We start from the raw sequence: 26,414 nt of genomic DNA on the forward strand, positions 1-26,414 counted from the left end.
TAATAAGAGTCTAATTTCCTGAAAGTTATTTTGTAGGTATAAACTAAAAGATATACTTATGAAAAATTTTCTTATACCTACAACTTTAAAAGATGACACCATTTCGGCTGTTAAATCTGCGGTAAATCAGTCTAAGAATACTGAATCAGAAATTATTTTAGTATTAGTTTCAGAAGCTCCCGATACGTTTTCATCATCGGGTTTTTTAAGAGAAATGAAATCTGGACTTACTAAAAGTCAGGAAGAAGTTCTAGAAACCTGCCGTTATATCATTGACCACACCTCAAATATTAAATTGAAAGTTCACAATCAATACGGACTTTCAGCACCAATTTTTAAAAGACTAATTGATGTTTTTTCAGTAAAATTGGTCATTCTTACCCATTCTTATAAGCAGGAAACCAAAAGAATTCATCAATATCTGGTGCAATTGGCAGGAAACCAAAAATGTCCGATCCTGCATTTAAGCACAAAAACCAGAAAAGAGGTTTTCCATAAAGCACTTTATGTAGAAAATTCTAGCATGAACATTCATGTAAAAGATGTGCAGGAATTTTTGAGTGCCAATTTTTCTTTTGAAATCGTAAGCCAGACGGCCAGTTTTGAGGATAATTACGAAAATGTGGCTCCGTTTTTATCTGAAGCTATTTCAAAACACAACATCGATATGCTGGTAGAAACTAGAAAAGGCGAAAAAATCAAATTTAAAAAAGCTAAAAAAGAAAATGTCAATGAAAAACTAGGCCTTCCAGTCCTTTCATTGTACGAAGAGATGGTTTGAGACTAAGGCACTCAGATTCTAAGGTACTAAGTTTTGTAATTTTTGGACTTAGGCCTTTAGAATCTCAGAACCTTAGCCCCTTAGAGCCTTTAAAAAAATATTAATTTAATTAAAACCGAAAATATGTTATTAAAGAAAAGAATACCAATGAAGTACGTTCTCGGGAAAATTAAAGTAGAAATTGCACTTGTATTGGCTTATACGATACTATTCGAAATTTTCCATCATTATTTTATTAACCTTCCTGTAGATATCCCGATTGCCATTCCGACCATGATCGGAACCATTATTTCTTTATTATTGGCTTTTAAGTCCAATCAGGCTTATGACAGATGGTGGGAAGCAAGAATTGTCTGGGGAGCTGTTGTAAACGATTCGAGAACCTTAATCCGTCAGGTTTTAACCTTCTATGAAGATCCTGATTTTTCTGTTGAAGCGAGCGAGTTCAAAGAAAATTTTGCCAAAAGACAAATTGCATGGTGCTATAGTTTAGGAGAATCGCTTAGAAATAGAAACGCAATAAAACCGCTCGAAGGATTGCTAAACGAAGATGAAATTAAATACATTAAAAATCATCAAAACATTCCGAATGCGATTTTAATGCTACACGCAAGAGACCTGCGAAATGCGAAAAACGAAAAGAAAATCAATATGTATCAGCAGGTTGAGATCGATAATACTTTGTCAAGATTATGTGATGAAATGGGGAAGTGTGAACGAATTAAAAACACAATTTTCCCAACCACTTACAGTATGTACATTCGATTGACGCTGTGTTTATTTATTCTGTTATTGCCTTTTGGTTTAACAAGCGTATTGAGCTGGTTTGCTATTCCGCTGATTACTGCAATCGGAGCCGCTTTCTTTTTGATCGAAAGAATGGCGATTCATTTGCAGGATCCGTTTGAAAATAGACCGACAGATACGCCAGTTACTGCAATTGCAAATACAATTGAAAAAAACATCAAACAGATGCTGAATGAATATCAAAGCGAGTTTGATATTTTGAACGAATTTGATCTCAAAGACGAACCTAAGAAAGTAGAAAAAGACGCTTATTTCGTCTTATAAGAATTTAATTTTGGTCTTCTTTAATTGTTGGCTGGACAGTGAGTAGTTGCACTGTCCAGTTTTTTGTTTTTGAATGAGAGTAGTTAGCGAAAATCTAAATCATAGCTAGCGGTTTCAACCGCTGAAACGCAAAGAATGTCAAATCCTGCTATGTGTCCTCCGTGGTTGAAACCACGGGTTATGGCAACTTAGAATCTTAAAAAAAAACGGCTTTATTGCAAGGAAGTTCCATCCATATTATAGAGAAACATTTTAAACATAGCCAGCGGTTTCAACCGCTGGAACTCAGTCATATTATAGAGAATAATTTTAAACATAGCCATCGGTTTCAACCGCTGAAACGCAAAGAATGTCAAACCCTGCTATGTGTCCCCGTGGTTGAAACCACGGGTTATGTTTTTTTAAAGGATTTAATTTGATGGAGCTCTTAAATACTTACAACTGCTTCGCCAATCTTCCAAGCGTCTGAATAGCAGTTCGCAATTCATTAGACCAAGGCAGACCAAAACTCAATCGCATACAATTAGAAAACTGGTTTTGAAACGAGAAAATCCTTCCCGGAGCAATGCTAATATTATGTTTTAGCGCCAAATGGTAAAAAGCCGCAGTATCGATTTTTTTATCCAATTCTACCCAAAGGAAAAAACCGCCTTGAGGCTGGCTCACTTTTGTACCTGCTGGAAAAGATTCTAAAACAGTATTAATATAGTTCGTGCAGTTTCGATTTAGAATCTGTCGAATTTTTCTAAGATGATTTTCATAGCGGCCATTTTTTAGAAAATCTCCCACTACCTCGTGCGTAATGGTAGGCGAGGAGATGGTGTGATACAATTTGGTTCGTAAAAGCTCTTTTTTAAATTTTCCTGGAGAAACCCAGCCAACGCGATAGCCTGGCGCCAAAGTTTTGGAAACCGAACTGCAGCACAAAACAATACCGCTTTCGTCATAGGTTTTGCAGTTGGTCGGGCGGCTAGAGCCAAAATATAAATCGCCATGAATATCGTCTTCAATTAGAGGAACATTATAAAAATCCATTAAGCGGACAATTTCTTTTTTATGCTCGTTGGGCAGCATACTTCCCGACGGATTACTGAAATTGCTCATTAAAACGCAGGCTTTTACTTTGTTTGAAGCAAGTGTTTTTTTTACCGCTTCGAGTTCAATTCCCGTTGTCATATTGGTTGGGAGTTCCATAACATACAACCCTAAAGATCGCGCAAGCTGGAGAATCCCAAAGTAAACGGGACTTTCTGTTATAATAGTATCACCGGGTTTAGTCAGTGTCAGTAAACAGTCTGAAATTGCCGAAATGCAGCCCGGAGTCGTTATAATATCATCTTCGGTCAGAGAGCCGCCCCAAGTAAAAGACCAGCGAGCAATTTCTTTCCTTAAATTGCTATTTCCTTCAATTTCTTCATAACTCGTACCGCTATTTGGCAATTGGCGCATGGCCTGAACCATTCCTTTATTGAGTTTCGCAATTGGAAGCAATTCATTTGAAGGAAAGCCAAGCGAAAGCATCGTAATGTCTTTTTTGCGCATATCGCTATAAACCAAATCGACCAAATCTTCTCGCTCAATATTTTCCAGTGCTAAAATAGGCGTGCTCGCTGATGGTTCTGGTATTACTCGAGCCGAAATATTACTTACATAATACCCCGATTGCGGACGTGCTTCGATCAAAGAACGGCTTTCTACTTCATAATACGCTTTGCTAACGGTGCTCATGCTGTAGCCTGTCTCCGCACACACTTCGCGTATAGAAGGAAGTTTGTCGCCCACATTTAAAACACCCGATTTAATCTGCTTTTCGATTCGGTCTGCAAATTGAAGATATAAGTAATTCGAATTTTTCATGAGAAAATAAAAACTGTTATGCTGCAATTTACAAAAACTGTATCTGTATTGCTGTGTTATTTTTTAGAAATTTGCTTCATCAAAGAAAATATTTCAAAAACAACTTTAGTGAAAACAACAAAATATTATATCGCAGCTATTTCTGCCTTTACAACATGGGGACTTTTCAGTTTGGTTTTAAGGCCAATTCATGAATATCCTTCATTAGATATTTTATTTTTCCGTGTTTTCAGCTGTAGCATTTTGATGCTTTTGATTGCCTTGCTATTCAAAAGAAAACAAATAAAAGAAACCATCGAAATCTTTAAAGCGTTGCCAAAATCTGAAAAAACAAAATCAATTCTGCTTAATATTGGCGGAAGCGCATTTTTGATGGGAAATTGGTTTACGTATATTTATGTAATGAATCATGTCAGCGTCAAAGCGACCTCTTTGGCATATTTAGTTTGTCCTATTCTGACAACCATATTAGCTTATTTTATATTGCACGAAAAATTGTCCAAAACACAGTGGATTTCTGTAGGATTAAGCATTTCTGGCTGCGTTTTATTGTCGTATGCCGCTATAATGGACATGGTTTTCAGCATCATTATCGGACTCACTTATGCATCTTATCTAGTAAGTCAGCGCGCCAATAAAGGTTTTGACAAATTTATTGTACTGACTTTCCATATTACTTTGGCAGCATTAGTATTATTACCGTTTTATCCGGTTTTTGGGGGACCGGTTCCAACGGAATTTAAGTTTTATCTCTGCATTGAAACCATTGCAATTGTATTTACGATAATTCCGTTATTTCTCAATTTGTATGCACTCTCAGGAATCAACTCTTCGACTGTTGGAATGTTGTTAAACATTAATCCGATGATTGCATTTGGTTTGGCAGCCTTTTTTTTCAAAGAAAATATTACGCCTTTACAGATTACCGCATACGGTATCATTTTTACCGCAGTGTTAGTTTTTAATTCACATCATATTTTTGCCATAAAGCAAAAAATGACCTCAATATCCAAAGGTTCTTAATTCTTAGTTTTCATATTTTTATTGGTTTAAAATCGAAAATTGTCAGAATCTTAACAGGATGTTTAAACAGGAATGAGTATATTTCATTCCTGTTTTTTTTATGCGATAACGCGTAAAAAGGATAGCCACGAATTCACGAATTAATTTAAAAATTAGATTGAAAAAATTCGTGAATTCGTGGCAAACAAAAAACTATTTCCAAACCGAATACTATTGATATGCAAAATACCAAACTTCAAGCCTTTACTCCGTTATTTTATTTAGTATGGTCAGATGATTTGCTGACACAGAAAGAATTTGCAACCTTAAAAGAGTTTATAAATTCGCTTACTGTTTTATCTCAAGAAGAAAAAGAATATTTGCTTTCTAAAGCAGATATTTCAAATCCGCCTTCGCGAAATGAACTCACGCAATGGAAATCAGATATCGAGAAAAGTATTCAGGATACCTCTTCGATCAAGTCGATTTTTGATATTGCAAAAGCGCTTTCAGGCAGCGATTTGGATTTAACGCCGATAGAATCAGATTTCAAGAAACTAGAAAATGATTTAGGAATTTTAGGCGAAGAGGCGCTTCAGAATTTCAAAACCAAAGCAGGCTCTTTTACCGCCAATTCTCATACCAATGCGAGTTTTGATATTCAGAAAATCACTCAAATTTTAGATGGAAAGGAAGCCGCGATAATCGAAAGGGTAAAATCAATCATCTCAAGACCCGAATTTGCTTATGAAACCTCTACCGACATAAATGTTTTTAGACAGACCGTATACAAATGGTGCAAAATTCTAGCCGATGAAAGTCTTGGAAGTATGGCTTATCCAAAAGAATACGGTGGAGGAGGAAATATCGAAGATTATTTTGCGATTATGGAAACGCTGAGTTATCATGATTTGAGTCTGGTAATTAAATTTGGCGTTCAGTTCGGGCTTTGGGGAATGAGCGTTCAGTCTTTAGGAACCGAAAAGCATTATGCAAAATATTTAAAAGACATCGGTTCGCTAAAACTTCCAGGCTGTTTTGCCATGACCGAAACACATCACGGATCAAATGTAAAAGGGCTTGAAACTACAGCAACCTACAATCATAACGATCAGACTTTTACCATCCATACGCCAAACCAAAACGCTCAAAAAGAATATATCGGAAACGCAGCGGTTCATGGACAAATGGCGACCGTTTTTGCTAAACTGATTATCGACGATCATGATTATGGCGTAAATGCTTTTGTTGTGCCTCTGCGCGATCCAAACGGAAATGTGCTAAACGGAGTAACAATAGGCGATTGTGGCCATAAAATGGGGTTAAACGGTGTTGACAACGGAACGATCAGTTTTGATAATGTAGTGATTCCGAAAGACAATATGTTGGATCGTTTTGCTTCTGTGAATGAACATGGCGAATTTGAAAGCCCGATTCCGAGTGACAATCGTAGATTCTTCACCATGTTAGGCACGTTGGTTGGCGGACGAATCGGGATTCCCCGTTCGGCTTTAGCGGCAGCAAAATCTGGATTAACAATTGCCATTCGCTATAGCGATCAAAGAAGACAATTTGGACCAGAAGGCGGCTCTGAAGTTCCAATTTTAAATTATAGAATGCATCAGCGCAGATTACTGCCGCATTTGGCAAAAACTTATGCGGTTCATTTTGCGCTCCAATATTTAACCAAGAGGTTTTTAAACAGAACTGAAGCCGAAATGCAGGAAATTGAAGCTTTGGCAGCGGGAATGAAATCCTATTCTACTTGGAGCACCAGAGATATTTTGCAGGAATGCAGAGAAGCTTGCGGAGGAAAAGGCTATTTGTCTGAAAATCGAATAGATGCGCTTAAAAATGATACTGAAATCTATACCACTTTTGAAGGCGATAATACAGTTTTGATGCAATTGGTGGCTAAAAACCGTTTGGCAGAATTTAGAAAATCGTTTGGAGAAATGGGGTCGTTGGGAATCATTAATTATGTGTACGAAAATGCAAAAACCGCTATTGCAGAAAAGAACCCAATTGCAACCCGCAGAACAGAAGATGAGCATTTATTGGATGGAGAATTTCATCTTCAGGCATTTGTTCATAGAGAAAAAACAATTTTGGCTTCGGCAGCGCGACGCATCAAGAAATTAATCGATGGGGGATTGGAGCCTTACGACGCCTTCAATGTTGTTCAGCATCAAATGATAGATGTAGCGCAGGCCTATTTGGAAAGAATCGTTTTAGAGCAATTCCAGCTCGCTATAAATGCTATTGAAGACCAGCCATCAAAAGATATTTTGACAAAACTGAATCAGTTGTATGCGCTTTCGCAAATTGAAAAAAACAAAGCCTGGTATCTTGAAGACGGTTATATGGAAGCGGTTAAAACCAAAGCTGTCCGTAAAATGGTCAATCAGCTTTGCTGGGATATTCGCCCAGATGCCGTGGCTTTGGTAAATGCTTTTAATATTCCCGAAAGCTGTTTGGCGGCGCCAATTGCGGTTTAATTTTTAAACCATGATAAGGAATTTAAGTTTTAAGAGAATCTTTGTCAAAGTTTAAAGCTTTGACAAAGATTTTTTATATCATTAAAGTTTAAGATATAAAATTAGTAATAACATAAAAGCTTTTATATCATCGTTTTATTGAAATAATTAGACTTTTCAAATTCTTGAACATTAATAGAAATTACGGGAACTTCTGGAAGCAATGCATTTAGTTTTGTGACTATTACTTTGGATAAGTTGCTCTTTTGTTCGTCAGTTCTTCCTTCCATAATATAACTGAAAACATGGATGAAATCATCCAAGGAATTTCCGTTGTTATAATAAGTAAAAGGATTGATGCGTACTTTAATTTCAGAACCGGCAAAAAGGCCAGTTGATAAAGCAGCGTCAAAAACCTCCTGCATTATTTCGTCAGCAGTTCGTCGGCGTAGTACATTTTCTGAGCAGTCAAGTATAAAATGTGGCATAATTTTAAGTTTTAGATAAGGTTTGCTGTAACAAAATTATAAAAAAGGATACTTGTAATATTTTAGAATACGCACTTTATTATATTTGTATATCTTATTTATTTTTTTGTCGGTTTGAAAAATCTATTTCTGTCCTTTTTTATAGTTCTTATCAGCTTTCCACTTTTTGCATCGGAGGGCACAGATGTTATTTTAAAAGAATTAAACGAGGCGATCAAAAATAAACAGCACTATGTAAAGATTAAGGAAGAGCGAATCCTGAATTTTAAGAAAATAAAATCAGATAATCTTACCAAAGAGCAGGAGTACAATTACAACAAAACGCTATATTTTGAATATCAGAAACTAAATTCTGATTCGGCCATTCAATACGTAAAAAAGAATATCAAAATTGCTGAAGAACTTCAAAACAAAGAGCTCTACGATTTAGCCCAGCTGCAATTGGTAACGCTTTATTCTTCTTCTGGAAAATACCGCGAATCAGAAGCTATTTTAAAGAGCATCAACAAAAAAAATTTAGCACCTTCTCTGATTCCAAACTATTATGTTTCGTATCGTGAATTTTTTGAGCATTACGCAGCAAACAGCTACAGCTTAGAATATAAGAATCAAATTGGCAAGTATCGAGATTCGTTGTTGGGAGTTTTAAATCCGAATACTTTAGATTATAAGATAAATAGAATTCAGCAGGACATTTTCAACAAAAAGTATGATAAGCCGAGGAAGCAATTAGTGGCCTTGTTGGCAAAAACTAAAGAGGAGAATCCGCAATATGCAATGATTACATATTTGTTAGGTAAAATTGCTGAAGCTACTCATGACATCGAATTAAGAAAAAAATACTACGCACTTTCTGCAACTTCAGATATAAAAAATGCCAATAAAGATAATGCTTCATTGCAAGAATTAGCTTTGGTTTTTTATGAAATCGGCGATGTCGATATGGCATATAAACTCACGCAGTCGGCTATTGAAGATGCGCTTTATTGCAATGTTCAATTTAGAACTTTGCTGATGTCAGAAGTATATTCGATTATCAATACCGTTTATTTAGAGCGCGAAGCCCAAAGAAAAAGCGAATTGCAGATTTACCTGCTTTGCATTAGCCTGCTTTCTCTGTTTTTGATCGTTGCGGTTATTTATGTGTACATACAGATGAAAAAGGTTTCGAAAATTAAAACGGAACTTTACGAAACCAGTCAGAAATTGGCAGAATTAAACAAAGATATTACCGAAACCAACAGTCAGCTTCAGCAAAGCAATCTCCAATTGTCTGAATCTAATTTGGTTAAAGAAGAATATATTGCACATTTCTTCAATCTTTGTTCGACATATATCAACAAGCTCGAAAATTACCGAATCATTCTAAACAAAAAAGCAACGGCAAAACAGTTTGATGAAATTTATAAAATTTTAAAATCAACTACTTTGGTTGATAATGAGCTGGAAGAATTGTACAAGAATTTCGATATTATCTTTTTGAATTTATATCCAACATTTGTCAAAGACTTCAATACATTATTAATTCCAGAAGAGCAGATTGTTCTCAAACAAAATGAATTGCTAAATACAGAACTTCGAATTTTTGCCTTAATCAGACTTGGAATTACAGATAGTGTTAAAATAGCGGCATTTTTACGTTATTCTTTAAGCACAATTTACAACTACCGCACAAGAGCTCGAAATAAGGCCGCAGTTTCTCGAAATGATTTCGAAGAAATGGTCATGAAAATTGGTTCAATGGCTTTGAAAGCCTAAAAAAATATTTTAAATCCACTACTTTTTTAAGGCCTTTTTAAAATTTAAATTGCTGTAAATCAATATTTTGATTTTTTAATTCACTACTTTTTTCTGTCTAAAAATGTAACTTGTACGATAACGTTTTAGTTTTACAATATGATAAAAAAGTTTTTTCTCAAGAAAGACTTTCCTATTAATAAACTAATGCTTTAATAATTACTGTTATGTTAAAAAACGTTAAAACAATTGTTGTTTTACTTTTGCTAAGTTCTTTGGGAGCCAATGCCCAGAACAAAGTTCCAGTTTATCTAGACGATAAAAAACCGATTGAGGAGCGTGTAGAAGATGCGCTTAAACGAATGACTACCGATGAGAAAATTGCCTTCATTCATGCCCAGTCAAAATTTAGTTCTCCAGGCGTAAAACGTCTTGGAATTCCAGAAAACTGGATGACCGATGGGCCACACGGAATTCGTACAGAGGTAAAATGGGACGAATGGGATCAGGCAGGATGGACAAACGATTCTTGTATCGCTTTCCCTGCACTTACAGCACTTTCGTCAACTTGGAACAAAGAATTGGCTTCTTTATATGGCAAATCTATCGGAGAAGAAGCGCGTTACCGTAACAAAAATGTATTATTAGGGCCAGGTGTAAACATTTACAGAAGTCCCTTAAATGGTCGTAACTTCGAATACATGGGAGAAGACCCGTTTTTGGCTTCAAAAATGGTAGTTCCTTATATTAAAGGAGTGCAGTCAAACGGTGTTGCAGCCTGTGTAAAACACTTTGCTTTAAACAATCAGGAAACAAACCGTAATTCGGTTAACGTAATTGTTGATGATCGCGCATTGTACGAAATTTATCTTCCAGCTTTTAAAGCAGCGGTTCAAGAAGGAGATGTTTGGTCGATTATGGGATCTTACAACAAATACAAAGGTCAGCAATGTTGCCACAACGAATATTTGTTAAACGATATTCTTCGCGGAGAATGGGGTTTTAAAGGAGTTGTAGTTTCAGATTGGGGAGGAGTTAATGATACAAAACAAGCAATCCACAATGGTTTGGATATGGAATTTGGTTCTTGGACAAATGGTCTTTCTTGGGGAACTAGCAATGCTTATGACAACTACTATTTAGCAAAACCATATTCAGAAATGATCAGAAAAGGTGAGGTTGGAACTAAAGAATTAGACGAAAAAGTGCGTCGCATTCTGCGTTTGTCTTTCCTTACTACAATGGATAGAAACCGTCCTTTCGGGTCTTTTGGAACAGAAGAACACGCTTTGGCAGGACGCAAAATTGCTGAAGAAGGAATCGTTTTACTGCAAAACAACAATAACATTCTGCCAATCAATCTTGCAAAAACTAAAAAGATTGCTGTAATTGGAGAGAATGCCATTAAAATGATGACAGTTGGAGGAGGAAGTTCTTCACTTAAAGCGCGTTACGAAATCACGCCGCTTGAAGGTTTGAAGAAAAGAATCGGCAACCAAGCTGAAATCGTTTACGCAAGAGGTTATGTTGGTGATCCTACAAGCAACTACAATGGTGTTATTGCCAAAGTAAGTTTAGAAGAAAAACGTCCTCAGGCAGAATTAACAGCAGAAGCTTTAAAAGTGGCTAAAGATGCTGATATTGTTCTTTTTATTGGAGGTTTGAACAAAAGCGAAAATCAAGATGATGAAGGACACGATCGTAAAGGATTAAACTTATCTTATGGTCAGGATAAATTAATCAGCGAATTGGCGAAAGTAAATAAAAACATTGTTTACGTAAATATTTCTGGAAATGCAGTTGCAATGCCTTGGATTAAAGAAGTTCCGGGAGTTGTTCAAGGATGGTTTTTAGGAACAGAAGCAGGAAATGCTTTAGCAAATGTTTTGGTTGGAGATGTAAATCCATCAGGAAAATTATCTTTCACTTTCCCAGTAAAACTTGCTGATAACGGAGCTCACGCTTTAGGAGAATTCCCAGGCGGTGATGACGTAAAATACAACGAAGGAATCTTTGTTGGATACCGTTGGACAGACAAAAACAAAATCAAACCTTTGTTCCCTTTTGGACACGGTTTAAGCTATACAACTTTTGCTTACGGAAAAGTAACAGCAGACAAAAAACAAATGAATGCTGGAGATAAAATCACATTCTCAGTAAACGTAAAAAATACAGGAAGCAGAGAAGGTTCTGAAGTGGTCCAATTGTACATTTCAGATTTAAAATCTTCATTGCCTCGTCCTATAAAAGAATTAAAAGGTTTTGAGAAAGTTGCTCTTAAAGCTGGCGAAGAAAAAACAGTAACGTTTACAATTGATAAAGCAGCGTTAAGTTTCTTCGACGATAAAAAACATGACTGGGTTGCTGAACCTGGAGATTTTGAAGCGATTATTGGTGCTTCTTCAACAGATATTAAATCTAAAGTGAATTTTTCGCTTAAATAAGTTTTTTTATTTCTAAAAATTGGTTGGTTTGTAAAGCTGCAAGTGTAAAAATTTGCAGCTTTGCTTTTGTCTTAAAAAGTTAGAAGTTAAATGTGAAACGTTAGAAGTTTTGCTTTTTATTAAATAAAAAATCAAATTATAATGAAACGAATAGTACTATTTATTACAGGGTTTGTTCTGTCTCAAAACCTTTCAGCTCAGAGTTTAAATAAAATGCAATGGTTTAATGAACCTGAAAAGTGGGAAATTAAAAACAACGCGTTAATTATGAATGTTACCGCAAATAGCGATTACTGGAGAATTTCGCATTATGGTTTCACGGTCGATGATGCGCCTTTTTACTATGCAACTTATGGAGGAGAATTTGAAGCAAAAGTAAAATTGACTGGAAACTACATTGCTCGTTTTGACCAAATGGGGCTAATGATCCGTATTGACGAAAAGAATTACATTAAAACAGGAGTAGAGTTTGTTGACGGAAAATTTAATGTAAGCACCGTGGTAACACACGATAAAAGCGATTGGAGCGTAACAACTTTAGAAAAAGCGCCGCCATTTATTTGGATTAAAGCAGTTCGAAGATTAGACGCTGTTGAGGTATTTTATTCTTTTGATGATAAAAATTATATCATGACCAGAAATGCGCCTTTGCAGGATAACACACCAGTTATGGTGGGACTAATGGCCGCTTCGCCAGACGGAAAAGGTTTTGAAGCCAAATTTGAAAACTTCTCTGTAAAACATTTGCCAGATCAAAGAAGATCAGAATGGCTTAAGAATCATCAATAAAGTGAATTTCAATTTTTAACAGTGCAGAAAATCTAAAATCTGCAATCTAAAATCTACAATCTACAATCTAAAATTAAAACCTAGCTTAACTTAAACCAAAAACAAATGAGTTCAATTTCAATTGACATTAAACCAAAAAAACACTACGAAATTCTGGACGGATTGCGTGGAGTTGCAGCCATTTTAGTAGTTGCTTTTCATATTTTTGAAGCCTTTGCCGGCGGAAATCGTTTTGTTCAAATTATAAATCATGGCTATTTGGCTGTTGATTTCTTTTTCCTTTTGTCTGGATTTGTTGTTGCCTACGCATACGATGACCGTTGGGGAAAAATGGGGCAGTGGGAGTTTTACAAACGCCGTTTGATCCGTTTGCAGCCAATGGTAATTCTCGGGATGATCATTGGAGCTCTATTTTACTACTTTCAAGCCTCAAATATACTTTTTCCGCAAATTGCAGGCATGGAAGTGTGGAAAGTTATCCTGACAATGATAATCGGATTTACACTATTGCCCATTCCGCCTTCTATGGAAATTAGAGGCTGGGGAGAAATGCATCCTTTAAACGGTCCGGCATGGTCGCTTTTTTTCGAATATATTGCAAACATCTTGTACGCCTTAATCTTCCGTAAATTTTCGAATAAAGTTATGTCAGTTTTTGTGCTGCTATTTGCCGGACTGTTAATTCATTATACTGTTTTTGGACCAAAAGGTGACGTAATCGGAGGATGGTCGTTCAATGTGGAGCAGATGTATGTTGGTTTTACCCGTTTACTATATCCGTTTTTTGCAGGAGTTTTATTGTGCCGCTTAGGTAAGCTTATCCATGTAAAAAATGCTTTTTGGGTTTGCAGTATTCTAATAACAATTGTTCTGGCATTGCCAAGATTTGGAGACGAAAACAGCCTTTGGATCAATGGTTTGTACGAGTCGATCTGCATTATTTTTATTTTCCCAATAATTGTAGCAATTGGAGCGGGAGGAGAGATTAAAAACGAATTTTCATTAAAAATCTGCAAACTTCTAGGAGATATTTCTTATCCGATTTACATTACGCACTATCCATTAATTTACTGGTTTACAGCGTGGGTTGTAGATAATAAAGTAACTATGGAAAAAGGCTATTTAGAAGGAATCGGAGTGTTGATTGTAAGTATTGTACTGGCTTTTGTCTGCTTAAAATTGTACGATGAACCAGTTAGAAAATGGCTGATGAAGAAATTTCAAAAAAGAAAAGTTTCTTTGTAAAGGGACAAAGGGACAAAGGGGCAAAGGCTCAAAGCTGCAGAGATAAAAAACTTTGACCCTTTGAGCCTCTGTAACTCTGAACCTTAAAAAAGTATTGAATTTCTAAATTTTGTTAGTTATAGATATTCAAAAAGGGATGAAGTCTGACTTCATCCCTTTCTATTTTGTGTTTTTTTTGATTTAACAAGACAAAGAATAAGCAGTTTAGCAGAAAACCTTTGCCACTTTGTTTCTCTGTCCCTTTGAACCTTAGAAAAAAATTATTCTAAAACTAGCTGGCTAAGAGCTTCTTTAGAGAAACCTTTTAGCTCATCCGTTTTTCCTGCTTTGATTTTAGCCACCCAATTTGGATCAGATAAAAGAGGTCTTCCTACGGCAACCAAATCAAAATCGCCTCTGTCGAAACGTCTGTTTAATTCTTCTAAAGAAGTTGGCTGTGAACTTTCTCCAGCAAAAGCGCCAAAGAAATCACTAGATAACCCAACAGAACCCACAGTAATAGTTGGCGCACCTGTTACTTTCTTAGCCCATCCTGCAAAGTTCAAATCAGAACCTTCAAATTCAGGTTCCCAGAAACGGCGTTGCGAAGCGTGGATAATATCAACACCAGCATCAACAAGAGGAGTAAGCCAAGCTTCTAATTCTTGCGGATTTTTAGCCAATTTATAGTTGTAGTCAGAAGGTTTGAATTGCGAAAAACGCATAATTACGGCAAAATCATCACCAACTTGTCTTCTCACTTCTTTAACCACTTCAATAGCAAATCTGTTACGTTCTGGCAAAGTTTTTCCGCCATAAATATCATCACGTAAATTCGTTTCAGCTCTAAAGAACTGATCAATTAGATAACCGTGAGCACCATGAATTTCAACAGTGTCAAATCCTAATCTTTTGGCATCTGCAGCAGCTTTTCCAAAAGCCAGAATAGTATCTTCAATGTCTTTTTCAGACATGGTAACACCGTTTCTAAAATCAGGTCTGTTTAATCCAGAAGGGCCTTCAAAAGGAACAGGAGGAACCCATCCAGAATGGTGATTATCCATAATTCCCATATGCCAGATCTGCGGTCCCATTTTTCCGCCCGCAGTATGAACTTCATCAATTACTTTTTTCCATCCGTTTAAGGCTAAATCGCCATAAAAGTGAGGAACATTTGCATCATTAGAAGATGATTTTCTGTCAATAACAGTTCCTTCAGACAGAATTAATCCAACTTCGCCTTCAGCTCTTTTTTGGTAGTAAGCTGCTACATCATCAGTTGGAACTCCGTTAGGAGAAAAAGAGCGCGTCATTGGCGCCATTACGATTCGGTTTTTCAGGTTTAACGATTTTAAGTTAAATTCTGAAAAGAGGTTGTTTGTACTCATAGTAATTTTACAAATTAGATTGAATTAATTTACTAAGTGCTTCAAAGGCACCTTCGTTACGTTTATAATAAGTCCATTGCCCAACACGCTTAGCTTCGATAAAACCAGCACGCTGTAAAATAGACAGGTATTCAGATACTGTAGATTGTGTCAAGCCTGCTTTTGCCTGAATCTGCCCAACGCAGACTCCGTGCTCAAATCCTGAATGTTCAAGCTGCCCAGGAAAGTTAATTTCGGGTTCTTTTAGCCATTCCAACATTTGCAGTCTGGACTTATTAGATAATGCTTTAAAAATTTCTATCGTTTCCATGATGCAAATATATCGACTTTTCCCGATATATGGATTTAAAGAAAAATATTTAGGATAATTTTATGATTGGGAGAGAATGGTGAAACAAAAAATATGAAAGATTTAATAAAGAATTTATATTTGCTACTGTATTAATCTCGCGGAGCCGCAAAAGTTATTTTTGAATTGCCAAAACTAAAAACTTTGCAGCTCTACGAGATTAAAACAATCCCCGAATAAATAAAACTTAACCGATGATTATGAAAAAAACTGTACTCATTCTAACATTCTTATGTTGTGTAATTACCAATTCTAAAGCTCAAGTTGTAGGTGTAGATGTTGGAGATATTGCTCCAGAAATTGATCTTCCGGATACAAAAGGAGAAAAAGTAGCGCTTTCTTCTTTAAGAGGAACTTTGGTTCTTGTTGATTTTTGGGCCTCTTGGTGCGGACCTTGCATTAAAGAACAGCCTTTATTGATAAAATTGCACAATGCCTATCCAGACAAATTATCGATTTACGGAGTCTCTATGGATACCAAAAAGCCATTATGGACAGGTGCAATTGCAAAAGCAAAACTGCCTTGGACAAATGTTAGCGATTTAAAATATTGGCAGTCTCCAGTTGTCGGAGATTATATGCTGCAATCTGTTCCGTTGAATTTTTTGATCGATAAAAACGGAATTATTCTAGCAAAAAACATTCACGGACAGGCTTTAGAAGCTAAAATTAAAGAACTTTTAGAAGTGCAATAGTTTTTTCTTCTGACTGATTAAACGGCTTCAGTTTGTCCTCCTGAGCGAAGTCGAAGGATATGCGCAAAGTATTGTTGTGGAATGAGAAACGTATCCTTCGACTTCGCTCAGGAAGACAAAAAATGAGTTAAATTTTACTCTAGTTAAATAGGCATTAGAAACAAAAAGCCCAATCAATAAAGATTAGGGCTTAATTTTTAATTGAAGATTTTTAATTGAAGATTTTTAATTCTTTTTCTAAGACTCTTTAATAACTTTCTTAACCCCTCCAAAACTCGTTTTCAGCATTTCTCTAATCTGAAACTGAGTTTTATTTTGCGAAGCGCTTTTCCAATCTTTCAGATCATAAATATGAATTTGATCTGCGTAAGGATTAGTTAAAAATGAAATTCGTGAAATCGTATATTTATAATATTTCAATTCGTGAGAAACATGACGATTTGGAACAACAATTAGTATATTTTCCCAATTCAAAAAGTCCTTTGGAACATCTTTTCTTTCTAATAATCCTAAAGATTCAAAAAAAGCGTTAATCTTCTGATCATTAAGTTTGCTAATCTTATGATCGAGGCTTTTAAAAGTACTTTGGAGTCTATTCTCATTAATAATAGTACTCATAGTATAAATTTGCTTTTTTAGATTTAAATATAAAATTACGCCAAAAGAAAATCATTTTTGAATCTGAAGCCATTAGATTCATTCTAAATTTTAAAACCTGCCTTAGAAGTGTTTGTTATGAATGAATTATCATGTTTTGATAAAATACTATTAATCTTGCTTCTATAAAAGCCTTATTTTTATCGCTATTAGATTTTACTAACAGCTAAACTTATGAAAACCACTTTTTTCTTGAGAACAATTCTTTGCTTTTTAATTCTGTATTCAAATCCTTTCTATGCTCAAAACAAATCAGAAAGAGAGCTTATTTTGATCGACAAAGACTGGCGGTTCTCATTTGGACATTTATACGACACTAAGAAAGATTTTGGTCATGCAGAAGGCTATTTTTCCTATTTAACCAAAACGGGTTTTGGCGATGGGCCTGCCGCAAAAGATTTTGACGATCGCGCTTGGAGAAAATTAGATCTTCCGCACGATTGGGCAGTAGAACAGCCCTTTAGCGCAAGCGCAAGTTTTAGCCACGGATTTAAAGCTGCTGGCAAAAATTTCCCAGAGAAAAGCATTGGCTGGTATAGAAAGAGAATAAACATTTCAAATGATGATTTAGGAAAAACCATTTCTTTAAAATTTGATGGGGTTTTTAGAAATTCAAAAGTCTTTTTTAACGGATTTTATTTAGGAACCCAAGAAAGCGGCTATAATGGTTTTGAGTATGATGTAACGGCCTATGTAAATTATGGAGGCGAAAATACCATTGTAGTCCGTGTCGATGCTTCGATGGAAGAAGGCTGGTTTTATGAGGGAGCAGGAATTTACAGGCACGTATATCTTCAGAAAACAAATCCCCTTCATGTGGCGCAAAACGGAACGTATGTAACTTCGAAAATCGATAAGGAAAACGCTTTAATAACAGCAGAAGTAAAATTGGAGAATAAAGGCTATTTTAAAGGAAATGTTGAAATAAGCCAAACTATTTTGGATGCTTCAGGAAAACAAGTAGCCGCTGTTTCTGCTAATGTAACAGTTCCAGAATTTTATAAAACAAAATCATATTCGTCAAATTTAAATGTCAAAAATCCGCTTTTGTGGGATGTTGACAACCCCAATTTATATCAGCTAATTACCGAAATTAAAAGTGAAGGTAAAGTAATAGATCAATACAAAACTTCTTTCGGAATCAGAACTATAAAATTTGATCCAGAAAACGGATTTTTCCTTAACGGAAAGCACGTAAAACTAAAAGGGACAAACAACCATCAAGATCATGCAGGTCTTGGAACAGCGCTTCCAGATGAAATTCAGTATTACAGAATTGCAAAACTGAAAGAAATGGGGGCAAATGCATATCGATGTTCGCACCATCCGCCAACGCCAGAATTATTGGAGGCGTGCGACAAATTAGGAATGCTGGTTATTGATGAAACCCGTCTGATGGGAATCAACGAGTATCATTTGAATGGTCTACAGCAAATGATGGAGCGTGACCGTAATCATCCGAGCATTTTCTGCTGGTCGGTTGGAAATGAAGAATGGCAGATTGAAGGTGGCATTACTGGTGAAAGAATTACCAATATAATGCAGGATTTCAGTAAAAGCATTGACCCCACAAGACCTGTAACAATAGGAATCAGCAGCGGATTTAAAAGCGGGATTTCTTCGGTAGTCGAAATAATGGGTTATAATTATTTAGGAAACGGAGATATTGACGCGCATAGAAGTCAGTTTAAGCTGCAGCCGGGAATGGGAACCGAAGAAGGCTCGACTTTTGCGACCCGCGGCATTTATTTCACCGACGATGCCAAACATTACCAGAGCGCTTATGATAAAAAGCCAAGGCCAACTTTTTACAGCATTGAGGAAGGTTGGAAATTCTACGCTGAAAGGCCATATTTGGCAGGAATATTTATTTGGACAGGTTTTGATTATCGCGGCGAACCAACTCCCTATGGCTGGCCGTCTGTGACTTCTTATTTTGGAATGATGGACGTTTGCGGTTTTCCGAAAGACAATGTTTTTTACTTAAAATCATGGTGGGGAAGAGAACCTGTTCTGCATTTGCTGCCTCATTGGAATTGGAGCGGGATGGAAGGTAAAGAAATCGATGTTTGGGTATATTCGAATTGTGATGAATTGGAGCTTTTTCTCAACAAAAAAAGTTTAGGAAAAAAGAAAATGGAACAAAATGGCCATTTGGAATGGAAAGTAAAGTATGCTCCAGGCACTTTGGAAGCAGTTGGATATAAAAACGGAAAAAAAGTGCTTTCAGACATTCAGAAAACCACTGGAAAAGCAGAAAATATCAAGTTGTCCTTGGATAAGGAAAATGTATTGAAGGGGAATGTCGCTGTTCTGACAGTTGAAACTACAGATAAAAACAGTTTGCACGTGCCAACAGCAGATAATGAGATTGCTTTTTCTATAAAAGGTGGCAAAATTTTAGGAGTGAGCAACGGAGATCCAACTTCGCTCGAGAGCGATCAGTTTATTGATGGAATTGCCTTGGTTGCTATAAATAATCTTAAGGAGCAAAAAGGTTCAAATGCATCTTTGCCTCAGCAATTGCCAGATTATGATGAAAAGGAATGGATAGAAGCTTTTAAAGATCGTGATTATAAAAAGCAAGCGCCATCATACATTTATAAAGGAGAGTTTGAATTGCAGCATAATTCAGCTTCTAATAATGTGAGCTTTTTTTATAAAAAAATTGGAGCAGAGACAGTGGTTTTCGTTAACGGAAGTAAAGTGGAACCAAGCAAAGAAGATTCGCAAAAATATATTCTGAATGCATCTATTTTAAAAGTAGGAAAAAATACAATTCACATTGCAGCAACACCTTTGCAAAAAGTAAAAGATTGGGATGTAATGAACACCGATCCTGGAATCATTCAAGTTATTACTCCTGCAGAATCTTGGAAAAGAAAACTTTTTAATGGTTATGCTCAAATCATTATTCAGAAAGCAGAAAATGCAAAAGAAGTAGTTTTATCTGCTTCTGCGAAGGGATTGAATAATGGTGTGATTGTGGTGAAATAGTTTCAGGTTTTGCAATTCTACAAGAAATTTGCTCGCAATCCCGAAGTTATTGGGAGCAAAGTTTTTTTAATACCAATAAATGAATTGCGTCCAGCTTTAGCTGGATGTAGAAAATTATATAGTTTAAGGGCTTTAGCCAAATTACGGGTAGTTTGGCTAAAGCCTTTTCTCGGCTTGATTCTTTAGACCTTCAGCTAAAGCTGGAGGCAATTCAAAAATAATTTTGAGGCTTAACAACTTTACGTGTAAACTTGAAACTTTAAACCTGAAACAAAAAATTAACAAAAGAATAATGTTTGATTTTCATAACTTTGCAAAATGAATAATCAGACAGAAACTCAGAGTTGCGATTTTACTTCAGATTTGAAAATGAAGGGCTTTAAGGTGTACCCGATAAATGGGGATTTCAGTAAAGTTCCAGTTTATAGCCGAAGAGACTTTTATAAAATCTGCATTAACACCAGTAAAAGTATCATACAATATGCTGACCGCGGAATAGAAACCGATGGAACGATTCTGTTTTTCGGCAATCCGATTATTCCGTATTCTTGGGAAACGGTTTCTGAAAAATTTGAAGGCTATGCCTGTGTCTTTACTGAAGAGTTCTTTAAAACCAAAGACCGATCAGAAACACTTCAAGAATCGCCTTTGTTTAAAATAGGAGGAACTCCAATCTTTACTTTAAATGCTGAACAAAAGGTGTTTATCGATTCATTATTCCAGAAAATGATCCAAGAATATGAAACCGATTATGCTTTTAAAGACGATTTAATGCGCAGCTACGTCAATTTGATTATTCATGAATCGATGAAAATGCAGCCTTCGGAGAACTTTTTTAAACATAAAAATGCGTCTTCGCGAATTACTTCTTTGTTTTTGGAATTATTAGAAAGGCAATTTCCAATAGAAACCAAAAATCAGCCTTTGGCTTTAAAAACACCTCAGGATTATGCGCAGAGCCTGTCTGTGCACGTAAATCATTTAAATCGTTCTGTAAAAGAAGTTACAGGAAAACCAACCACCGCACACATTACCGAAAGAGTAATCAACGAAGCAAAAGCTTTGCTGCAGCATACAGACTGGAGCATTTCTGACATTGGCTACTCGCTTGGATTTGAGTATCCGAGTTATTTTAATAATTATTTTAAAAGGCTTACAGGAACGGTTCCGAAATCGCTTCGAATGTAAATTGTTTCAATTTCTTAATTTTTTGTTTGAATATTGTTATTTCAGCATTGCAGTATTGCACTACATTTGCCCTGAAATAAACAACGAACTCTTTGTATCAGTTTTTAAAAAGCTAAATTATACTTCACAAAAGCGATGTCCAGCTTTACATTTAGTTTTAAATTTTGATAATAGAAAAAATATAAATTTTTAAAGCATTACTAAAAAATCAAAATCTCCTTCTAAAAGAGATTCGATGTACTGATTATTTCATTCAAATAAGCTTATAAGAATTTTAAAATTAATTATTAACCTAAAACAACGAAATTATGTCGACACATTTCACTGCTGTAATCGAAGAAGGTAAAATTCCAAATACTTATATGACAGGCGAAGTGTCATATAAAAAACAGACGAGCGAAATTCACCCTGAAAACACTGTCATCAAAGATATTTCTTTTGAACCCGGAGCAAGAACAAATTGGCACAGTAACGCAAGTCTTCAGTTAATCATTGTAACAGATGGGGTTGGCTATTACCAAGAAAGAGGCGGACAAATAAATCTTATCGAAAAAGGAAAAGTAATCACGGTTTTACCAGGAGTAGAACATTGGTACGGAGCAACGCCCAATACTAAATATTCTCACATTACCATTGTGACAGAAGTAGACAAAGGTTTTGGAATATGGCTGGATAGTGTTACCGATGAAGAGTATTATTCTTTTTGAGCTTCTGAGCTACTAAGTCGCTAAGATCCTAGGCTTCTAGCCGCAAAGTTTTTTTACGCAGATTTGCTTCGCCTGTTCGCTATCACTCGGGTTATTGATTTATAACAGATTATATTTTTTGATTAGATAAAAATAATCGAAATTTATATAATCGTTTGGTTATCAGTGTAAATCAAGTGGTTTTTGTATGTCTTATAAAGATATTTTTCCCCTCAGTGAAATCGAAGGGCACAAATAGGGGCTTCGACTTCGCTCAGCCTGACAATCAAAATCAAAACCTGATCCCGAGGCTTCAGGAGAAACTTGATCCCGAAGCTTCGGGAGAAACTTGAAACCTGAAACCTGAAACTTGAAACAAAAAAACAAATAACAACAAACTATAAAAAATTATGGAAACAAAAAGCATTAAAGCCTTTGGTACAGAAGCTGCCGAAGCACCATTAAAAACCTTAGATATTAAAAGAAGAGCAGTACAGGCACACGACGTAGAAATCGAAATTTTGTATTGCGGAATCTGCCACTCCGATTTGCACTCGGCTAGAAACGAATGGCATGGCACTATTTATCCGATTGTTCCGGGACATGAGATTGTAGGGCGTGTTACAAAAGTTGGAGATCATGTAAAAGGGTTTAAAGTTGGCGATTTGGCAGGTGTAGGCTGTATGGTTGATTCTTGCAGAGAGTGCGAGCAGTGTAAAGAAGGTTTGGAGCAATATTGCGATCCAGGAAGCATCTTGACATTTAACTCTCCTGATGCGCATTTGGGCGGACAAACTTTTGGAGGATATTCTCAAAGTATTGTTGTTGACGAAAATTTCGTATTGCATATTTCAGATAAATTAGAGCTTTCGGCAGTTGCGCCACTATTATGTGCAGGAATTACAACCTATTCTCCATTAAAACACTGGAAAGTGGGGCCTGGACAAAAAGTGGGAATAGTTGGAATTGGAGGTTTAGGCCATATGGGAATCAAATTGGCAAAAGCAATGGGAGCTCACGTAGTGGTTTTAACTACTTCTTTGTCTAAAGTTGAAGATGCAAAGCGTTTGGGTGCTGATGAGGTTATTTTGTCGACAGATCCAGCACAGATGGCAAAACACGCCAAAAGCATGAACTTTATTTTAGACTGTGTTTCGGCAGAGCATAATATCGATTCGTATTTAAATTTACTGAAAGTAGACGGAACGCTAACGCTTGTGGGAGCACCAATGGATCCGCTTCCTGTAACTTCTTTCAGCCTTATTTTAGGAAGAAGAAGCTTTGCAGGTTCTGCTATCGGCGGAATTGCAGAAACTCAAGAAATGCTTGATTTCTGTGCTGAGCATAACATTACTGCAGACGTAGAAGTAATCGGAGTCAATGGTGTAAACGACGCCTACGAAAGATTACTAAAAGGAGATATCAAATATCGTTTTGTGATTGATATGGCTTCGCTTAAATAAGGTTCAAAGTGGCAAAGGCTCAGAGTAACAAAGGTTTCTAATCTTTGAGTTGAAAAGAAAATTACTACATCAAGTTAAAAAGAATAGCAAAGGAATAAAGAAGTAGAGAGTAAAACCTTTGTGGCTCTGTACCTCTGAATGATATGGCTTCGCTTAAATAAGGTTCAAAGTGGTAAAGGCTCAGAGTAACAAAGGTTTCTAATCTTTGAGTTGAAAAGAAAATTACAACATCAAATTAAAAAGAATAGCAAAGGAATAAAGAAGCAGAGAGTAAACCTTTGTGGCTCTGTGCCTCTGAATGATATGGCTTCGCTTAAATAAGGTTCAAAGTGGCAAAGGCTCAGAGTAACAAAGGTTTCTAATCTTTGAGTTGAAAAGAAAATTACTGCATCAAGTTAAAAAGAATAGCAAAGGAATAAAGAAGTAGAGAGTAAAACCTTTGTGGCTCTGTACCTCTGAATGATATGGCTTCGCTTAAATAAGGTTCAAAGTGGTAAAGGCTCAGAGTAACAAAGGTTTCTAATCTTTGAGTTGAAAAGAAAATTACAACATCAAATTAAAAAGAATAGCAAAGGAATAAAGAAGCAGAGAGTAAACCTTTGTGGCTCTGTGCCTCTGAATGATATGGCTTCGCTTAAATAAGGTTCAAAGTGGCAAAGGCTCAGAGTAACAAAGGTTTCTAATCTTTGAGTTGAAAAGAAAATTACTGCATCAAGTTAAAAAGAATAGCAAAGGAATAAAGAAGTAGAGAGTAAAACCTTTGTGGCTCTGTACCTCTGAATGATATGGCTTCGCTTAAATAAGGTTCAAAGTGGTAAAGGCTCAGAGTAACAAAGGTTTCTAATCTTTGAGTTGAAAAGAAAATTACAACATCAAATTAAAAAGAATAGCAAAGGAATAAAGAAGCAGAGAGTAAACCTTTGTGGCTCTGTGCCTCTGAATGATATGGCTTCGCTTAAATAAGGTTCAAAGTGGCAAAGGCTCAGAGTAACAAAGGTTTCTAATCTTTGAGTTGAAAAGAAAATTACTGCATCAAGTTAAAAAGAATAGCAAAGGAATAAAGAAGTAGAGAGTAAAACCTTTGTGGCTCTGTACCTCTGAATGATATGGCTTCGCTTAAATAAGGTTCAAAGTGGTAAAGGCTCAGAGTAACAAAGGTTTCTAATCTTTGAGTTGAAAATAAAATTACTACATCAAGTTAAAAAGAATAGCAAAGGAATAAAGAAGTAGAGAGTAAAACCTTTGTGGCTCTGTACCTCTGAACCTTTGCACCTAAAAAGGAAAAAATGCAAACACGTAAACTAGGAAATAGCAGTCTTGAAGTTTCAGCGTTGGGACTTGGCTGCATGGGAATGAGTTTTGGTTATGGGCCAGCTCATGATAAAAACGAAATGATAAGTCTGCTGCGTTCAGCTTACGAAAAAGGAATCACTTTTTTTGATACGGCAGAATGTTATGGGCCATTTTTGAACGAAGAATTGTTGGGAGAGGCTTTGGCGCCTTTCAGAGATAAAGTTGTCATTGCAACGAAATTCGGTTTTTTGGAAGGCGATTCTAAAAAAGGATTAGACAGCCGTCCCGAATGGATTAGAAAAAGCATTGAAGGTTCTTTAAAAAGATTAAATACCGATGTCATTGATTTGTATTATCAGCATCGCGTTGATCCAAATGTGCCAATGGAAGAGGTTGCAGGCACGATAAAAGATTTAATTCAGGAAGGAAAAGTAAAACATTTTGGACTTTCAGAAGCTGGGGTCGAAAGCATTCGTCGTGCGCACGCAGTTCAGCCTGTAACGGCATTGCAAAGCGAATACTCGCTTTGGTGGAGAACACCAGAAGAAGAAATTTTTCCAGTCTTAGAAGAATTAGGAATTGGTTTTGTCCCTTTTAGTCCGTTGGGAAGAGGTTTTCTAACCGCTAAAATCGATGAAAATACGCAGTTTGATAGCACAGATTTTAGAAATACGCTGCCTCGTTTTACTCCAGAAGCTAGAAAAGTAAATCAGGCGCTAGTTGATTTGGTGTCGAAAATCGCTGCAGAAAAAGGAGCAACAAACGCGCAAATTGCCCTTGCTTGGATTTTAGCCCAAAAACCATGGATTGCACCAATTCCCGGAACAACTAAACTGCATCGTTTAGAAGAAAATTTAGGCGCAGTAGACTTAAAGCTTTCCGTACAAGATTTAGCAGAAATCAACGAAGCCGCTTCAAAAATCATCATTGAAGGCTCAAGATACCCAGAGCATTTGCAGAAGATAGCTGGGAAATAGGTTTTGTAAGCTACTGAGGTTCTAAGATGCTAAGCTACTAAGCTTTCCTTTAATTCTTAATTTCTCAAAAAGCTTAGAAGCTAAAAAAAGAAACCCCTTCAAGCAATTCAACTCTTGAAGGGGTTTTTGCAAAATTTGAGATTCTTAGATAATTCTATTGCTTAGAATCTCAGAATCTTAGCATCTTAAAATAATAACCAATTAAATTTATTTTACTTTTTGTCCAGGTTTTGTTTCAGCATTTTAGCGTGTTCCAAATGCGCTGTTAAACCTGCAATATTGTTAGAAGCCCAAGTTCTTACTTCCTGATCATTAGCATCTTTTGCGGCTTTTTCCAGTTTTTTGATTGCTTTTTCGTGACCGTCGATCATCATGTCAGCAAATTTTTTGTCAAAATCAGTGCCTGATTTTTCGTTTAATTTATTGTATTCTTCTTGACCTTCTTCAGTTAAAGAAGTTGGAAGAGTAAAGTTTTTCACTTTTGCTAAAGCACTTACTTCAGAAGCAGATTTAGTGTGCTCATCAACAAGCATTTTACCAAATTTTTTCACCTCTGGGTTTGTGCCTTTTGTTTGTGCCAGTTTACCAATTTCGATTTCAGCTAAGTTAACTTCTGCCTGATCTACTAAAAACTGAGAATCATCTTCTTTGCTGTCAATAGAATCAAATTTTGTTTCGTTTGCATCTTCAGCAACCTCTTTTGGATCTTCTTGTTTGGTTTCGTTTTTACAAGATTGAAGGAATATAATGATAAGTCCTGCTCCTAAAATGGCTTTTCCGGCTAATAATAACTTTTTCATGATTTTAATAGTTTAAATGTTATGATGTAAAATTATTGAGAAGTTAAAGGA

Annotated in this window: 20 protein-coding genes; 14 read left to right on the forward strand and 6 right to left on the reverse strand. The window is 36.1% G+C overall.

Translation table 11 applies throughout. From position 1 onward, the window contains the following. Positions 1–58: 58 nt before the first annotated feature. Positions 59–781, forward strand: coding sequence for a hypothetical protein (locus N4T20_RS13680; RefSeq protein ID WP_260669691.1), 723 nt, complete (start codon positions 59–61; stop codon positions 779–781). Between the two features lie 123 nt (positions 782–904). Next, on the forward strand, positions 905–1,852 hold the full coding sequence (locus N4T20_RS13685) for a bestrophin family protein (RefSeq protein WP_260669692.1): 948 nt from the start codon (positions 905–907) through the stop codon (positions 1,850–1,852). 435 nt (positions 1,853–2,287) lie between these two features. Here the strand turns inward: N4T20_RS13685 and N4T20_RS13690 are convergent, their stop codons facing one another. Then, positions 2,288–3,709 carry a PLP-dependent aminotransferase family protein gene (locus tag N4T20_RS13690; RefSeq protein ID WP_260669693.1) on the reverse strand — a complete coding sequence of 474 codons (1,422 nt, stop codon included), beginning with the start codon at positions 3,707–3,709 and terminating at the stop codon, positions 2,288–2,290. Positions 3,710–3,817: 108 nt separating this feature from the next. Between N4T20_RS13690 and N4T20_RS13695 the strand changes: the two genes are divergently transcribed. Both N4T20_RS13695 and N4T20_RS13700 read left to right on the forward strand, forming a co-directional pair. Next, on the forward strand, positions 3,818–4,732 hold the full coding sequence (locus N4T20_RS13695) for an EamA family transporter (protein ID WP_260669694.1): 915 nt from the start codon (positions 3,818–3,820) through the stop codon (positions 4,730–4,732). 218 nt (positions 4,733–4,950) lie between these two features. Then, positions 4,951–7,209, forward strand: coding sequence for an acyl-CoA dehydrogenase (locus tag N4T20_RS13700; RefSeq protein ID WP_260669695.1), 2,259 nt, complete (start codon positions 4,951–4,953; stop codon positions 7,207–7,209). A gap of 122 nt (positions 7,210–7,331) precedes the next feature. Here N4T20_RS13700 and N4T20_RS13705 read toward each other — a convergent pair whose 3' ends face one another. Next, entirely contained in the window at positions 7,332–7,676 is a 345-nt protein-coding gene (locus N4T20_RS13705) for a 5-carboxymethyl-2-hydroxymuconate Delta-isomerase (RefSeq protein WP_260669696.1), read from the reverse strand. A 114-nt stretch (positions 7,677–7,790) separates the two neighbouring features. Between N4T20_RS13705 and N4T20_RS13710 the strand changes: the two genes are divergently transcribed. The 4 genes from N4T20_RS13710 to N4T20_RS13725 all read left to right on the forward strand — a co-directional run bounded on the left by N4T20_RS13710 (position 7,791) and on the right by N4T20_RS13725 (position 13,891). Beyond that, entirely contained in the window at positions 7,791–9,434 is a 1,644-nt protein-coding gene (locus N4T20_RS13710; RefSeq protein ID WP_260669697.1) for a DUF6377 domain-containing protein, read from the forward strand. Between the two features lie 206 nt (positions 9,435–9,640). After that, complete coding sequence (locus N4T20_RS13715; protein WP_260669698.1) at positions 9,641–11,857, forward strand: glycoside hydrolase family 3 C-terminal domain-containing protein; 2,217 nt, start codon at positions 9,641–9,643, stop codon at positions 11,855–11,857. A 141-nt stretch (positions 11,858–11,998) separates the two neighbouring features. After that, entirely contained in the window at positions 11,999–12,646 is a 648-nt protein-coding gene (locus tag N4T20_RS13720; protein WP_260669699.1) for a DUF1349 domain-containing protein, read from the forward strand. Between the two features lie 105 nt (positions 12,647–12,751). After that, a complete protein-coding gene (locus N4T20_RS13725; protein WP_260669700.1) occupies positions 12,752–13,891 on the forward strand; it encodes an acyltransferase family protein in 1,140 nt (379 codons plus the stop codon). A 260-nt stretch (positions 13,892–14,151) separates the two neighbouring features. Here the strand turns inward: N4T20_RS13725 and N4T20_RS13730 are convergent, their stop codons facing one another. Together N4T20_RS13730 and N4T20_RS13735 are read right to left on the reverse strand one after the other, a co-directional pair. Further along, positions 14,152–15,258, reverse strand: a complete 1,107-nt coding sequence (locus N4T20_RS13730) for an NADH:flavin oxidoreductase (protein WP_260669701.1) — start codon at positions 15,256–15,258, stop codon at positions 14,152–14,154. Positions 15,259–15,265: 7 nt separating this feature from the next. Beyond that, positions 15,266–15,568, reverse strand: a complete 303-nt coding sequence (locus tag N4T20_RS13735; RefSeq protein WP_260669702.1) for an ArsR/SmtB family transcription factor — start codon at positions 15,566–15,568, stop codon at positions 15,266–15,268. A 239-nt stretch (positions 15,569–15,807) separates the two neighbouring features. Between N4T20_RS13735 and N4T20_RS13740 the strand changes: the two genes are divergently transcribed. Continuing rightward, a complete protein-coding gene (locus tag N4T20_RS13740; RefSeq protein WP_260669703.1) occupies positions 15,808–16,302 on the forward strand; it encodes a TlpA disulfide reductase family protein in 495 nt (164 codons plus the stop codon). A gap of 237 nt (positions 16,303–16,539) precedes the next feature. On the opposite strand, the gene N4T20_RS13745 is transcribed toward N4T20_RS13740, so the two are convergent. After that, positions 16,540–16,920 carry a hypothetical protein gene (locus N4T20_RS13745; RefSeq protein ID WP_260669704.1) on the reverse strand — a complete coding sequence of 127 codons (381 nt, stop codon included), beginning with the start codon at positions 16,918–16,920 and terminating at the stop codon, positions 16,540–16,542. A gap of 213 nt (positions 16,921–17,133) precedes the next feature. Here N4T20_RS13745 and galA point away from each other — a divergent pair, with 213 nt between their 5' ends. The 5 genes from galA to N4T20_RS13770 all read left to right on the forward strand — a co-directional run bounded on the left by galA (position 17,134) and on the right by N4T20_RS13770 (position 25,563). Continuing rightward, positions 17,134–19,956, forward strand: coding sequence for a beta-galactosidase GalA (galA, locus tag N4T20_RS13750; protein ID WP_260669705.1), 2,823 nt, complete (start codon positions 17,134–17,136; stop codon positions 19,954–19,956). A gap of 318 nt (positions 19,957–20,274) precedes the next feature. After that, positions 20,275–21,144: a helix-turn-helix domain-containing protein gene (locus tag N4T20_RS13755; RefSeq protein WP_260669706.1), complete on the forward strand. Its 870-nt coding sequence runs from the start codon at positions 20,275–20,277 to the stop codon at positions 21,142–21,144. Positions 21,145–21,452: 308 nt separating this feature from the next. After that, complete coding sequence (locus tag N4T20_RS13760; RefSeq protein ID WP_260669707.1) at positions 21,453–21,851, forward strand: cupin domain-containing protein; 399 nt, start codon at positions 21,453–21,455, stop codon at positions 21,849–21,851. 389 nt (positions 21,852–22,240) lie between these two features. Further along, the gene (locus N4T20_RS13765; RefSeq protein ID WP_260669708.1) at positions 22,241–23,293 is read left to right on the forward strand and encodes an NAD(P)-dependent alcohol dehydrogenase; all 1,053 of its coding nucleotides are present in this window, start codon (positions 22,241–22,243) and stop codon (positions 23,291–23,293) included. Between the two features lie 1,286 nt (positions 23,294–24,579). Continuing rightward, positions 24,580–25,563, forward strand: coding sequence for an aldo/keto reductase (locus N4T20_RS13770; RefSeq protein ID WP_260669709.1), 984 nt, complete (start codon positions 24,580–24,582; stop codon positions 25,561–25,563). A 212-nt stretch (positions 25,564–25,775) separates the two neighbouring features. Here N4T20_RS13770 and N4T20_RS13775 read toward each other — a convergent pair whose 3' ends face one another. Further along, on the reverse strand, positions 25,776–26,363 hold the full coding sequence (locus N4T20_RS13775; protein ID WP_260669710.1) for a DUF4142 domain-containing protein: 588 nt from the start codon (positions 26,361–26,363) through the stop codon (positions 25,776–25,778). Positions 26,364–26,414 lie beyond the last annotated feature (51 nt).

It is taken from the genome of Flavobacterium sp. TR2 (genome assembly GCF_025252405.1).
GTDB lineage: Bacteria > Bacteroidota > Bacteroidia > Flavobacteriales > Flavobacteriaceae > Flavobacterium.

Excerpts from the sequence above, each read along its gene's own strand:
- N4T20_RS13680 (WP_260669691.1), top strand. The coding sequence starts at position 59 with ATGAAAAATTTTCTTATACCTACAACTTTAAAAGATGACACCATTTCG.
- N4T20_RS13685 (WP_260669692.1), top strand. The coding sequence starts at position 905 with ATGTTATTAAAGAAAAGAATACCAATGAAGTACGTTCTCGGGAAAATT.
- N4T20_RS13690 (WP_260669693.1), bottom strand. The coding sequence starts at position 3,709 with ATGAAAAATTCGAATTACTTATATCTTCAATTTGCAGACCGAATCGAA.
- N4T20_RS13700 (WP_260669695.1), top strand. The coding sequence starts at position 4,951 with ATGCAAAATACCAAACTTCAAGCCTTTACTCCGTTATTTTATTTAGTA.
- N4T20_RS13705 (WP_260669696.1), bottom strand. The coding sequence starts at position 7,676 with ATGCCACATTTTATACTTGACTGCTCAGAAAATGTACTACGCCGACGA.
- N4T20_RS13715 (WP_260669698.1), top strand. The coding sequence starts at position 9,641 with ATGTTAAAAAACGTTAAAACAATTGTTGTTTTACTTTTGCTAAGTTCT.
- N4T20_RS13720 (WP_260669699.1), top strand. The coding sequence starts at position 11,999 with ATGAAACGAATAGTACTATTTATTACAGGGTTTGTTCTGTCTCAAAAC.
- N4T20_RS13725 (WP_260669700.1), top strand. The coding sequence starts at position 12,752 with ATGAGTTCAATTTCAATTGACATTAAACCAAAAAAACACTACGAAATT.
- N4T20_RS13730 (WP_260669701.1), bottom strand. The coding sequence starts at position 15,258 with ATGAGTACAAACAACCTCTTTTCAGAATTTAACTTAAAATCGTTAAAC.
- N4T20_RS13735 (WP_260669702.1), bottom strand. The coding sequence starts at position 15,568 with ATGGAAACGATAGAAATTTTTAAAGCATTATCTAATAAGTCCAGACTG.
- N4T20_RS13740 (WP_260669703.1), top strand. The coding sequence starts at position 15,808 with ATGAAAAAAACTGTACTCATTCTAACATTCTTATGTTGTGTAATTACC.
- N4T20_RS13745 (WP_260669704.1), bottom strand. The coding sequence starts at position 16,920 with ATGAGTACTATTATTAATGAGAATAGACTCCAAAGTACTTTTAAAAGC.
- galA (WP_260669705.1), top strand. The coding sequence starts at position 17,134 with ATGAAAACCACTTTTTTCTTGAGAACAATTCTTTGCTTTTTAATTCTG.
- N4T20_RS13755 (WP_260669706.1), top strand. The coding sequence starts at position 20,275 with ATGAATAATCAGACAGAAACTCAGAGTTGCGATTTTACTTCAGATTTG.
- N4T20_RS13760 (WP_260669707.1), top strand. The coding sequence starts at position 21,453 with ATGTCGACACATTTCACTGCTGTAATCGAAGAAGGTAAAATTCCAAAT.
- N4T20_RS13765 (WP_260669708.1), top strand. The coding sequence starts at position 22,241 with ATGGAAACAAAAAGCATTAAAGCCTTTGGTACAGAAGCTGCCGAAGCA.
- N4T20_RS13770 (WP_260669709.1), top strand. The coding sequence starts at position 24,580 with ATGCAAACACGTAAACTAGGAAATAGCAGTCTTGAAGTTTCAGCGTTG.
- N4T20_RS13775 (WP_260669710.1), bottom strand. The coding sequence starts at position 26,363 with ATGAAAAAGTTATTATTAGCCGGAAAAGCCATTTTAGGAGCAGGACTT.